At 43.3% G+C, this 12601-nt stretch carries 7 protein-coding genes; 2 read left to right on the forward strand and 5 right to left on the reverse strand.

Annotated elements, in window-relative coordinates; all coding sequences use genetic code 11:
- Nucleotides 1–35: 35 nt before the first annotated feature.
- The 4 genes from hisB to hisG all read right to left on the reverse strand — a co-directional run bounded on the left by hisB (nt 36) and on the right by hisG (nt 4610).
- Complete coding sequence (gene hisB, locus QZ407_RS05665; protein WP_295768539.1) at nt 36–1181, reverse strand: bifunctional histidinol-phosphatase/imidazoleglycerol-phosphate dehydratase HisB; 1146 nt, start codon at nt 1179–1181, stop codon at nt 36–38.
- Complete coding sequence (gene hisC / locus QZ407_RS05670) at nt 1178–2224, reverse strand: histidinol-phosphate transaminase (protein ID WP_295768541.1); 1047 nt, start codon at nt 2222–2224, stop codon at nt 1178–1180. The genes hisB and hisC overlap by 4 nt, the downstream gene beginning before the upstream one ends.
- 99 nt (nt 2225–2323) lie before the next feature.
- Complete coding sequence (gene hisD / locus QZ407_RS05675) at nt 2324–3613, reverse strand: histidinol dehydrogenase (RefSeq protein WP_295768543.1); 1290 nt, start codon at nt 3611–3613, stop codon at nt 2324–2326.
- A gap of 145 nt (nt 3614–3758) precedes the next feature.
- Nucleotides 3759–4610, reverse strand: coding sequence for an ATP phosphoribosyltransferase (gene hisG, locus QZ407_RS05680; RefSeq protein ID WP_295768545.1), 852 nt, complete (start codon nt 4608–4610; stop codon nt 3759–3761).
- Between the two features lie 376 nt (nt 4611–4986).
- Here hisG and QZ407_RS05685 point away from each other — a divergent pair, with 376 nt between their 5' ends.
- On the forward strand, nt 4987–7341 hold the full coding sequence (locus QZ407_RS05685) for a PAS domain S-box protein (protein ID WP_295768548.1): 2355 nt from the start codon (nt 4987–4989) through the stop codon (nt 7339–7341).
- A gap of 3 nt (nt 7342–7344) precedes the next feature.
- On the opposite strand, the gene QZ407_RS05690 is transcribed toward QZ407_RS05685, so the two are convergent.
- Nucleotides 7345–7836, reverse strand: coding sequence for an HAD family hydrolase (locus tag QZ407_RS05690; protein ID WP_295768550.1), 492 nt, complete (start codon nt 7834–7836; stop codon nt 7345–7347).
- Nucleotides 7837–8074: 238 nt separating this feature from the next.
- Between QZ407_RS05690 and gltB the strand changes: the two genes are divergently transcribed.
- Nucleotides 8075–12598, forward strand: a complete 4524-nt coding sequence (gene gltB / locus QZ407_RS05695) for a glutamate synthase large subunit (protein WP_295768552.1) — start codon at nt 8075–8077, stop codon at nt 12596–12598.
- Nucleotides 12599–12601: the final 3 nt, after the last annotated feature.

The following is a 12601-nucleotide window of genomic DNA, read 5'->3' on the forward strand; positions in this document are numbered from 1 at the left end:
TTGTATAGCAGCTCCCCCTTCAGGAGGTCGGGGGGTTAAAGTACTCCCTTAGTACTTGGTAAAACCATATTATTTACATCGCGCCTTACGGCCATTTTTATGGCTTTGGCAAAGGCTTTAAATATAGCTTCTATTTTGTGATGTTCGTTATAGCCTTCCGCTTTTATGTTAAGGTTGCTTTTTGATGCATCGGTAAACGACTTGAAAAAGTGGTAAAACATCTCTGTTGGCATATCGCCCACCTTTTCGCGTGTAAAATCGGCTTCCCAAACTATCCAGTTGCGACCGCCGAAGTCGATGGCTGCCTGGGCCAGGCAATCATCCATAGGCAGGCAAAAACCGTAACGCTCAATGCCACGTTTGTTGCCTAATGCTGTAGACATAGCTTCGCCCAGTGCAATGCCGGTGTCTTCAATGGTGTGATGTTCGTCAATATGTAAATCGCCTTTGGCAATAACTTCAAGGTCAATACTGCCGTGACGGGCTATCTGATCGAGCATATGATCGAAGAAATGCAGGCCTGTGTTTACCTTTGCTTCACCGGTGCCATCAAGGTCTATTTTTATAAAAATATCGGTTTCTTTAGTGGTACGGCGGTGTTCTATAACACGCTTGCCCACTTTTAAAAACTCATATATTTTTTTCCACTCGGTGGTTTTTATAGCAACTGTGGCGTTTATGGCTTCCAACTGCTCGGCTGTAAATTCGCCCGCACCCATGCCTAAGCCGCTGTTAAGCCAAATGGCTTTAGCACCTAAGTTTTTAGCCAGCAATACGTCGTTCAGGCGGTCGCCAATTACAAATGAGTTCTTGAGGTCGTATTTTTCGGTGTCAAAATACTCCGTTAACATGGCTGTGCCCGGTTTGCGGGTAGGAGCACCGTCTATAGCAAAAGTGCGGTCGATGAAGGATGCGACGAAGCTTACACCCTCGCCTGCAAAGGTTTTTATCACCAGCTCGTGTACCGGGAAAAAATTTTCTTCGGGATGAGAAATGGTACCTAAACCGTCCTGGTTGGTTACTAGTACAAGTTCATAATCCAGTTCTTTTGCTATGCGTGGTAGGTAGGTGAGTGCGCCGGGATAAAACTCAAGCTTGTTGAACGAGTCTATCTGCTCATCGGCACACTCTTTAATCATGGTGCCGTCGCGGTCTATAAATAAAACTTTTTTTGCGCTCATTTAAAGTTAGTTAACGTATTAATGAGGGTGATATTTTCTTGAGGTGTACCAATAGTTACGCGCAAAGCACCTTCACATAGCTCAACCTTGCTACGGTCGCGCACTATTATCCCATGTTCAACCAGGTAATTGTAAATGCCTTTCGCATCAGTGGTTTTAACTAATATAAAGTTAGCGTCAGATGGGTAAATGTCAACCACAAAATCAAATTCCTTAAGCTTGAGTACTAAATTATCACGTTCGGTAAGGGTTTCTTTTATCCAGCCATTTACCTGCTCAACGTTTTGTAAGGCTTCTAAAGCCAGTTGTTGAGAGGCTTCGTTAATGTTATATGGCGGCTTAACCTTATTCATTACTTCAATGATCTCCTCGCTGGCAAAGGCCATGCCTACACGTAAAGCCGCAAGTCCCCATGCTTTAGAAAGGGTTTGCAGTACTACCAAATTGGCGTATTCGGTAAGTTCCTGAATGAAAGTCTTTTGACGGCTGTAATTAATATAAGCTTCATCAACCACTACTAAACCTTTAAAATTTGCCAGCAACGTTTCAATATCATCACGATTGATGGAGTTCCCGGTTGGGTTATTTGGCGAACAAACAAAAATGAGCTTTGTGTTCTTATCAATAGCTTCGGCAATGCCTTCCAAATTAAGTTGATATTCGTCGGTTAGGTTTACGCGCTTAATGGCTATATCATTTATATTGGCCGATACCTCGTACATGCCGTAAGTTGGCGGCACTAATATCACATTATCGACTCCAGGGTTACAAAAAGAGCGAAATAGGATATCAATAGCTTCATCGCTGCCATTACCCAGGAATATGTTACGCGCCGGTACACCCTTAATTTCGCTTAAACGCATTTTAACGGCGTATTGAAGCGGGTCGGGGTAGCGGTTGTAATCTTTATTTAAAGGTGAGCCAAATGCGTTCTCATTAGCATCGAGGTAAACGCTGGCATCACCCTTAAACTCATCACGCGCCGATGAGTAAGGCTTTAAGTTTTTTATGTTTTCCCGAAGGATGTTGTTGATATTAAACATTGTCTTTACTTTTTTCTCACTGCAAATACTAAGTGAACTTTTATTACTAAAAGTAAAGTTTGAATAGCAATTGCTTATTCTTTGCAATGATTTCTTAAACTATTGTTGAGTTCTCACGCTAACTGCATTTCTGTGTGCATGTAAACCTTCCAAATCGGCCAATATCTCCACATGCGGACCAATATTCTGAATTCCTTCTTTAGTTAGATGCTGAAACGTAATCTTCTTTACAAAAGAATCTACAGATACACCCGAATAGGCCTTGGCATAGGCACTGGTTGGTAGGGTATGGTTAGTGCCCGATGCATAATCGCCCACACTTTCGGGGGTTTGATTGCCCAGGAATACAGAGCCTGCATTGATAATGCTGCCGGTAATTTGTTGCCAGTTTTCGGTGGCCAGTATTAAATGTTCGGGAGCGTAATGGTTGCTGAACTGCATAGCCTCGTCCAAACTGTTCACGACCACGGCATATGAATGTTCAATAGCTTTAGCGGCAATTTCTGCCCTTGGGAGTACGGGTAATTGCTTCTGGAGCTGAGAGATGGTTTGTTCAACCAATGTAGCCGATGTGGCTACCAGTATCGCCTGGCTATCAATGCCATGTTCAGCCTGTGCCAGCAAATCGGCGGCTATGTAGGCGGGGTTAGCTGTTTCGTCGGCAATAACCAATACTTCTGATGGGCCTGCAGGCATATCAATAGCCGTAATAGTTGTGCTTTGAATAATGGTTTTGGCCTTTGTTACAAACTGGTTGCCCGGACCAAATATTTTGTCAACCTTGGTGATGCTTTCGGTACCGTAAGCCATAGCGGCTATGGCTTGGGCGCCGCCAACAAGGCAAATGCGGTCAACATCAAGCAACTGGGCAACGTATGCTATAAAGGCGTTTATCTTACCATTTTTACCCGGAGGCGAGCATACTACAATTTCTTTACAGCCTGCAATGCGGGCAGGAATACCCAGCATTAAAAATGTGCTTGGTAAAACGGCCGTCCCACCCGGAATGTATAAGCCAACTTTTTCAATAGGCCGTAACTCGCGCCAGCAGGTAACGCCGGGCATAGTTTCAACCTTATCTTCGGTTTTAAGCTGGCTCTCGTGAAACTTCCAGATGTTTTTGTAAGCTATCTCAAGGGCCGTCTTCTGTTCGGGTAAAAGGGCGGTGGCAATTTGTGACAGTTCGGCCTTATCCAAATAAAGCTTATCAAGCTGTACCTGGTCAAACCGCTGGGCAAAATCAAAAAGGGCACGGTCGCCTTGTTGTTGCACAGTGTCAATAATAGTTTCAACAACTGTACGTATTTCGTTGGCCGCATCAACATTGCGCTGCACAAGGTTGTTTACCTCGGCAACAGATAAATTGGCGTAATTATAGGTTTTAAGCATATTATAATTATTAATGCCTGATAATCCCAAACCACTTCGTCATTTCGACCATCGGGAGAAATCTTGTTCATCGTGCAAAATTGAACGCCTAGAACAGGATTTCTCGTTCCTCGAAATGACACGGGTTTATCAAATAGGCCCTGCTTTACAATATAATCTTCTCAATAGGCATTACAACAATGCCCTGTGCACCGGCTTGTTTAAGCTGGCTTATGCGGCTCCAAAAGTCGCGCTCGGGTATTACTGTATGTACCGCCACCCAATCTTGCTCCGCTAGTGGCACTACTGATGGGCTTTTAACACCCGGCAAAAGTTCAAGTATCTTTGGTAAATTCGCACGCTCGGCATTTAATACAACGTATTTAGTCTCTTTAGCACGTAATACCGATTGTATACGCTGAATTAACTCCTGAATCAAATCATCATTTTCTGATCCAGGTCTGCCTATCATCACCGCCTCGCTCGACATTACATCGGCAAACGGTCTCAGTCCGTTACTTTTTAACGTTCCACCGGTTGATACCAAATCGCAAATAGCATCACTCAATCCTAAGCCCGGCGAAATTTCAACCGAACCTGATATGGTTCGAATTTCGGCGTTAATATTAAGGTTTTTTAAGTATTTGCTGAGGATGGCAGGGTAGGTGGTGGCTATGGAGCGGCCGTTGAGGTCGGTAACACTTTCGATGCTGGTATTGTTGGGTACTGCTATTTTAAGCGAGCATTTACCAAAACCCAGGCGTTGCAAGTAACTTACTTCAACTTCTGTTTCCTGTATTACGTTTTCGCCCACTATGCCCAGGTCGGCAATGCCATCCTGTACGTATTCGGGTATATCATCGTCGCGCAAAAACAGAATTTCCAGCGGGAAGTTAGATACCGGCGATATTAACGAGCTTTTATAATTTTCGAAGTTAAGGCCGCAATTCTTCAGCAGCTCTACAGATTTTTCATTGAGCCTTCCAGACTTCTGGATAGCAATTTTAAGTGTTTTCACAAAGTTGGGGGTATTAAACTATAAAATAAACGGAGGTTTGTTATTTCACGTAGAAACATACATCAATATTATCGCCACAGGGGGCGATGGATATGCAGATGATGTTTGTTGAAACCGTTCATTTTTTATAGCTAACGTTTTGATGAGCTGGCGCAAATATAAATAGTTATTTAAAATTTCAAAATGAAAGTTTAAATGTTGATGCATTTTAAGGCATTACAGCTTTACTCGCCTGCGTAAAGCGTTGGGCCATTGTGTGGAAATAAAATCGTTAGCAGCTGTGATATTTATCAAATTTTAATATTTAATACACTATCTTAGGCATCCAAGCCCATAGCCTAAAATTAATTAATTGCCGTTAACCAAACCTTTACCTATGAAATTAGGAGCAATACGTATAGCCATTATTTATATAGTGCTTGGCATAATTTGGATAGCCGTAAGCGATAGATTGCTCTCTGTATTTCAGGATGACTTTTCTCCGGCTGCATATCATTTTATAAACTTAGTAAAGGGGATACTTTATGTTTTGATAACAGGTGTATTGCTTTGGAAACTCATTAAAAACGATGACCAACGTTTAACCGAGAGCGAAAAGCAATACAGGGAAATTTATGCAGGAAATCCGTTACCGATGTGGATTTATGATATTGAGACATTCAAATTTGTGTCAGTAAACAAAGCGGCCGTACTTAACTATGGTTACTCTGCACAAGAGTTTTTGAATATGACCATCTTTGATATTCGCCCACCTGAAGAACGGGATAAAGTTCTGCAATCGGTTAAGAAGGTTTCAAAAGAGATCAGGCATTCAGGTACATGGATACATAAAAAGGCGAATGGCGAACTAATTTACGTAAATATCACTTCGCAGCAGGTGACCTTTAGCGGCAAAATGCACGTTATAGTTATAGCGCAAGATGTGAATAAGCATGTTTTATATGAGCAGCATCTTAGCCGTTTAAACGCCGAATTGCTAAATAAGCAAGGTAAACTCACCGAAACACAGTTGATTGCAAAGGTGGCGGGGTGGGAGTACTATCTGAAAGAAAAACAGATGGTTTGGAGCGATGAACTTTTTGTTTTGACAGAAAGGACGCCATTGCCCAACCAAAATTTATGGGAAACGTATTTGAATTTAATACACGCGGAAGACCGGGATAAGTTGAGCCAGGCAATTGAAAAGCTCATTGATACAGGAGAGGAGATAAATATTACATTTCGCATTACACCGGTTGATAATAAAATATGTTATGTACGGCAACAGGCTAAGCTGGAATTTTTAAACGGTGAAGCGCATAAAATAACAGGCACCATGCAGGATATAACTGAATATAAGGTGCTGGAAATTGAACGCAATAAATATCAGTTTAATCTTGAAGATACCCTCAATTCTATGAGCGAAAGCTTTTTTGCTTTGGATGCTGAACTTAAGTTTGTGAAGGTTAACGCAAAGTTTGAGGAAGAAACAGGATTTACTTCTGCAGAGGTTGCCGGAAGGTATTTGCTTGATGTATTTCATGAAGATAAGGAGGAAAGTGCCTGCAAGCAATTCAAAGATGTTTTAGCTAATAAGCAATCGCGCCGGTTTGAAGATTATGTAGAAAGTTTAAAAAAGTGGTTGTTCTTTTCCGTTTACCCAACAGAAGACGGACTTGCCGTATATTTTCAGGATATCACAACTCAAAAAAAGAAAGACATTCAACTCAAGCAGGCCTTGGAGCGTTATCACATAGTGCTTAAAGCCACCAATGATGTTATTTATGATTATGACATGGTTCATAACAACATCATTTACAACACAAGTTTAACCCACCTGATAAAGTGCGATCTGCGTAAAATAAACTATGACTTGCACTGGTGGCGTTCGCTCATTCACCCTGATGATTTACCTTCAGTTGTAAGCAGTCAGAACAAGGTGCTCAAAAACAAGGAGACCAACTGGTGGTGTGAATACCGCATTGATTGCGGCAACGGTGAATACAAGTATGTTTACGATCAGGGATATTTTGTATATAACGATGGAGCGCCCGTAAGGCTGATAGGCGCCGTAAAAGATATTGATGAGTTAAAACGATCGAACGAGGAAAACAAACGCCTAGCCGATATTATCACTAAAGTTAACAACATGGTGATAGTAATGGATGCCGATAACCGCATTGGCTGGGTAAACAAGGCCTTTGAAGATTATGCAAACCTGCCTGTGGAGAAGCTCCTTAATAACAATGCCGATGATGTGCTGAATGCCTTAGGAGTATCACGCGATACTATCACAATGATTAATGATCGGAAAGCAAAACTTGAATCTTTTTTTGTTGAAATAGCCCATTATTTGCCTGGTGCAGGCAATCAATGGCTGGAAATCGAATACACGCCTTTGTTTGATCATACGCAAAAGCACAAAGGTTATATTGCCGTGCAGCAAAACATTACCAGCCGTAAGGAAAAAGAAGAACGTGTAAGCAAACAGAATAAAATATTGCAGGAGATTGCCTGGCTTAGCTCGCATGAGGTGAGGAGGCCTGTTGCCTCCATACTAGGATTAGCTTATCTGGCAAAAGATGCGCTCAGTAAGGAAGAGCGCGACGAGATTATTAACATGATAAACCAATGTGCCGGCGAACTGGACAGCATTGTTCACGTAATTTCTGCAAGGGTAAACGAGGATGCCGACCTTACCTCCGCCGCCGGCGCTTCCTCTGGTGGTGGCGAAACAAATTCGCTCAAATAGTTTCTACTTTATAAGATTTAAAACTTCGCTTAGGGGCTGGTCGCTGTTTATTAATATACCTGTAACGCCCGCTGCTGTTCCTGCTTCAACATCGCGCTCGCGGTCGCCAATAAAGTAAGATAGGGAAGGATCAATATTATATTGCTCAATGCCTCGCAGCAGCATACCAGGCTGTGGTTTGCGGCAATCGCAGGCACCCGTAAAGTTTGGATGATGCGGGCAGTAATAAATATCAGTAAACTTAACGCCATGCGGGGCATAAGTGTCTTTAAGGCGTTGGTGCATTTGCGATAAGGTGTCTTCACTATACCAACCCTTGGCAAGTCCGCCCTGGTTAGTTGCAACAATAAGTAAATAACCACGATCTTGCAGTTCTTTAAGCGCTGCAAAGTTATCAAGCACTTTAAAGTCTTCGAGGCGGCAAACGTAATCGCCCAACTCTTTATTCAACACCCCGTCACGGTCTAAAAATACTGCCTTGTTTTTAGTGTTCATTATAATATTGTGTATTTATCAGCAAATATAAGCCTTTAGCACCGGTTTGCCTTTTTGTTTATGATTTAGGCAATGGAATATGCCTATTAGCTATAAAAACGTTATGAATATGGTAATTACGGACTATCAGGAGTTATAAAATTTTGAAAATTCTAAAAAAAGCAATTTTTATTTCGTAAAAAAATCAAAAACAGTATATTCGTAATCCAAGCCCTACTTTATACTATATTAAACAAACATGAATCAAACAGAAAGTGAACAGCAAGGCCTTTACAGGTCTGAATTTGAGCACGACTCTTGTGGTACCGGCTTTATCGTAAATATTAACGGTATTAAGTCAAACCAAAACATTCATGATGCCCTTACAATGCTCGAAAACATGGAGCATAGAGGTGCCTGCGGATGTGATCCCGACTCTGGCGATGGCGCAGGTATATTGATACAATTGCCTCATGAATTTTTAATGGAAGAGTGCTCAGATATTGAGGTGAGTCTGCCCCAGTTAGGTGAGTATGGAGTGGGTATGATCTTTTTCCCTAAAGATTCTACCCTGAAGAAAGCATGCCGCAACGTGATTGTTGCCGCCACTGAAAAGCTGGGCATTACCCTGCTCGGTTTCCGTAAAGTGCCGGTAAATCCATCGGTAATAGGCGAAACTGCCCGCAGTGCCGAACCTGATGTTGAACAGGTTTTTGTACTGCGCCCTTCAAACGTTACCAACGCTGATGATTTTGAACGTAAGCTGTATGTTCTACGTCGTTATATTAATAAAACGGTAAACGAAAACTTAGCAGCCGTTGGCGACAACTTTTACTTTACTTCGTTTTCTTGCAAAACCATCATTTATAAAGGACAGGTTACAACCTTCCAGTTACGTCAGTATTACAGTGATCTGGCTGATCCGCGTTTGGTATCATCTTTCGCACTTATACACTCGCGTTTCTCCACCAATACATTTCCTTCATGGAAACTTGCTCAGCCGTTCCGCTTAATAGCTCACAACGGTGAAATTAACACCCTTACCGGTAACCTTAACTGGTTTTTCGCAGGTGTAAAATCACTGGCTTCAAGCTATTTCAGCAGTGAGGAAATGGAAATGCTGTTGCCGGTTATTGACAATAACCAGTCCGACTCGGCGTGTTTAGATAACATCATTGAAATCTTGCTTCACTCGGGGCGTTCATTACCGCACGTAATGATGATGCTGGTGCCTGAAGCCTGGGATGGTAACGAGCAAATGGATCCTATTAAAAAGGCATTCTACGAGTATCATGCCACCATTATGCAGCCATGGGATGGTCCGGCAGCAATTAGCTTTACCGATGGTAAACTGGTTGGTGCGGTATTAGACCGTAATGGTTTACGTCCTTTGCGTTACACCGTAACTAAAGACGGCCGTGTAATCGCCGCTTCAGAAACCGGTGTTTTAGCCATTGATGAAAAGTTAGTGGAAAGCAAAGGTCGCCTGCAGCCGGGTAAAATGCTGTTAATTGATACCGAGCAGCATAAAATTATTACCGACGAAGAAATTAAGCAAAAGATAACAACCCAGCAGCCCTATGACCGCTGGTTGGAAAATTATAAAATTAAGCTTGAAGACCTAGCCGAGCCTCGTGTGGCTTTTACCAGCCTTGCGCCCGAGTCGGTTTTTCGTTACCAGCAGGTGTTTGGTTACACCCGCGAGGATGTTGACGGAATTATCAAACCAATGGCTACCGATGCCATGGAGCCAATAGGTTCAATGGGTACAGATGTGCCGCTGGCTGTATTGTCTGACAAGCCTCAACACCTTTCAAGCTACTTCAAGCAATTTTTTGCCCAGGTAACTAATCCGCCAATTGACCCTATACGCGAGCGTTTGGTAATGAGCTTAGCTACCTTCATAGGCAGCAATGGTAACCTGTTGGATGAAGATAAGATGCACTGCCATTGCGTGGCATTGAAACACCCCATACTGCGTAACCACCAGTTAGAAAAGTTACGTAGTATTGATACCGGTTTATTCCATGCAAAAACGCTGCAAACGTACTTTAAGGCCGATGGTCAGCCGGGTTCACTACAAAAAGGTATCGAACGCCTTTGCCGCTATGCCGAGGATGCCGTTGAGGATGGTTTTGAAGTAGTAATACTAAGCGACCGTGCACTGGATTCGGAACATGCTGCCATACCATCTTTGTTAGCTGTATCAGCAGTTCACCATCACTTGGTAAAAATTGGCCGTCGTGGTTCTGTAGGGCTGGTTGTTGAGGCAGGCGATGTTTGGGAAGTTCATCACTTTGCTTGTTTGCTTGCTTTTGGTGCCACTGCCATCAACCCTTACCTGGCGCTTTCAACTATCGAAACGTTGAAAAATGCTGGCAGCATTGATAGTCCGTTGGATATTAAGTCGCTGCAAAAAAATTATGTAAAGGCTGTTAATTACGGTTTGTTGAAGATATTTTCTAAAATGGGTATCTCAACTTTACAGTCATATCATGGCTCACAACAGTTTGAAATACTTGGACTTAACAAAAGTGTAGTAGATCGTTACTTTGCAGGTGCAGTTAGCCGCATAGGTGGTTTAGGTTTAGATGAGATAGCCCGCGAAGCATTAACCAAGCACAACTTTGGTTTTGCCACTTCAAAAGCTGATGTTAAACTATTACCAGAGGGTGGTATCTATCAGTGGAAACGCCGTGGCGAGGCTCACTTGTTTAACCCGCAAACAGTGCACTTATTACAGCACGCAACCAAAACTAATAATTACGACGTTTACAAAAGCTACGCCAAGCTTATTAACGAGCAAACCGAAAAGCACTTTACTATACGTGGTTTGTTAGATTTTACACATCACCGTGAGGCTATATCAATTGATGAGGTTGAATCGGTTGAAAGCATCATGAAGCGTTTTGCTACCGGTGCAATGTCGTTTGGTTCAATATCGCACGAGGCCCACAGTACATTGGCTATTGCCATGAACCGTATTGGTGCTAAGAGTAATACTGGTGAAGGTGGTGAAGACGAGATGCGTTACGAGCGACTGCCTAATGGTGATTCGATGCGTTCGGCTATCAAGCAAATTGCATCGGCACGCTTTGGGGTTACGTCGAACTATCTAACCAACGCCGATGAGTTGCAGATAAAAATGGCGCAAGGCGCAAAACCTGGTGAAGGTGGTCAGCTGCCGGGCCACAAGGTTGATGCCTGGATTGCTAAAACCCGTCACTCAACACCGGGTGTGGGTTTAATTTCGCCTCCTCCTCACCACGATATTTACTCTATTGAGGATTTGGCCCAGTTAATTTTCGATTTAAAGAATGCTAACCGCGCTGCACGTATCAACGTTAAGCTGGTATCAAAAGCAGGTGTGGGCACTATAGCCGCCGGTGTGGCTAAGGCACATGCAGATGTTGTTTTGATTGCGGGGTACGATGGTGGTACAGGTGCATCGCCAATAAGTTCTATTAAACACGCCGGTTTACCTTGGGAACTTGGTTTGGCCGAAGCTCATCAAACACTGGTACGCAGTAAATTGCGCAGCCGCGTGGTTGTACAGGCCGATGGCCAGATGAAAACCGGACGTGACTTGGTTATTGCGGCCCTTTTAGGTGCCGAGGAATGGGGGGTAGCTACTGCTGCACTTGTTGCCAGCGGTTGTATCATGATGCGTAAATGTCATTTAAACACTTGCCCGGTGGGTGTGGCAACGCAGGATCCTGATCTGCGCAAGCTATTTAGCGGCGATCCGCAGCATGTAGTTAACCTGTTCCGTTTCCTTGCCGAGGATATGCGCGAAATTATGGCCGAGTTAGGATTCCGTACCATTAATGAAATGGTTGGCCGCGTACAGTTTCTGCGTGTGAAAGATGGAATTGAAAACTGGAAGGCCAAAAAAGTTGATCTTTCAGGCATTCTTCACCCGGTTACCAATGCCAAAGGCAACACGCTTTACAACAGCGAAAAGCAGGATCATGGTATGGATAATATCATTGATTGGCAATTACTTGAAGCCGCTCAGCCAGCACTTGCCGATAAAACGCCGGTATTTGCATCATTCGATTTAAAAAATACCGACCGTACCGTTGGTACCATGTTATCAAACGAAATTTCAAAGAAGTATGGCTCGGCCGGTTTGCCCGAAAATACCATCAACTTTAAGTTTACCGGTTCGGCAGGTCAAAGCTTTGGCGCATTCTCAACCAAAGGTGTAGCCTTTGAGTTAGAAGGCGAGGCTAATGACTACGTTGGAAAGGGCTTATCAGGTGCGCAACTGGCTATTTATCCAAAACCTGATGCAAGCTTTGTTCCTGAAGATAACATCATTATTGGTAACGTAGCTATGTACGGCGCTACCTCGGGCGAATTATTTGTACGCGGTATGGCAGGCGAACGTTTTGCCGTGCGTAACTCAGGTGCAACGGTTGTAGTAGAAGGTATTGGCGACCATGGTTGCGAGTACATGACCGGTGGACGTGCGCTTATACTAGGTAAAACAGGCCGCAACTTTGCAGCCGGTATGAGCGGTGGTATTGCCTGGGTTTATGATGCCGAAAGCGAATTTGCACGCAACTGCAACGTTGAAATGGTAGACCTTGATCCGTTAAGCAAGGAAGACGAAGAACAAATTACAGCCCTGCTTAAAAAGCATGTGCATTTAACCAACAGTAAGGTTGCACAGCAATTGCTCGCTAATTGGGCCGAGGCATCTGCCAGGTTCATTAAAGTATTTCCTAAGGAGTATAAAAGAGTATTGTCAAAATCAGCTTTACAAACTGTTAGCTAAAAA

It is taken from the genome of uncultured Mucilaginibacter sp., from assembly GCF_913773635.1.
Taxonomy (GTDB): Bacteria; Bacteroidota; Bacteroidia; order Sphingobacteriales; family Sphingobacteriaceae; genus Mucilaginibacter.

What these genes read in the sequence shown, in the direction of transcription:
- hisB (WP_295768539.1), bottom strand. Translation starts at nt 1,181, where the DNA reads ATGAGCGCAAAAAAAGTTTTATTTATAGACCGCGACGGCACCATGATT.
- hisC (WP_295768541.1), bottom strand. Translation starts at nt 2,224, where the DNA reads ATGTTTAATATCAACAACATCCTTCGGGAAAACATAAAAAACTTAAAG.
- hisD (WP_295768543.1), bottom strand. Translation starts at nt 3,613, where the DNA reads ATGCTTAAAACCTATAATTACGCCAATTTATCTGTTGCCGAGGTAAAC.
- QZ407_RS05685 (WP_295768548.1), top strand. Translation starts at nt 4,987, where the DNA reads ATGAAATTAGGAGCAATACGTATAGCCATTATTTATATAGTGCTTGGC.
- QZ407_RS05690 (WP_295768550.1), bottom strand. Translation starts at nt 7,836, where the DNA reads ATGAACACTAAAAACAAGGCAGTATTTTTAGACCGTGACGGGGTGTTG.
- gltB (WP_295768552.1), top strand. Translation starts at nt 8,075, where the DNA reads ATGAATCAAACAGAAAGTGAACAGCAAGGCCTTTACAGGTCTGAATTT.